We start from the raw sequence: 289 nt of genomic DNA, 5'->3' as shown, positions 1-289 counted from the left end.
GCAATGTCTGTTTGGAACTTTACTATCTATAAAAGTTCCAGGCAGGCATTTTTTAGTTCCTGAATCCTGGAGGAAAGGAGTCAAGATGACTGAGCCAAACAGACAATCAGGAGAAAACGAAGAAAGAATCATAGAAATTGAGATTGAGCGTCTTCGTCCGTTCAAAGAGCACCCGTTTCAGGTGAAAGATACTGTTACCATGATTGGGTACAGGTTGCATTTCTGTTTTCGCTAAGTGTAATTCTGTATCTGATCCTGTTTGCAGGAGTGTTCGTAGATACTGTACTGG

The 289-nt window shown here is 41.2% G+C and carries 1 pseudogene; it reads left to right on the top strand.

Annotated elements, in window-relative coordinates:
- A pseudogene (locus LI112_RS18650) lies at window positions 1–190 on the top strand (chromosome partitioning protein ParB); the annotation flags it as partial.
- Window positions 191–289: the final 99 nt, after the last annotated feature.

Origin of the sequence: Blautia sp. 210820-DFI.6.14 (assembly GCF_020558815.1) — a bacterium.
Taxonomy (GTDB): domain Bacteria; phylum Bacillota; class Clostridia; order Lachnospirales; family Lachnospiraceae; genus Blautia_A; species Blautia_A obeum.
The sequence above is the reverse complement of the archived record's forward strand: the minus strand, read 5'-3'. Positions and strand labels throughout refer to the sequence as shown.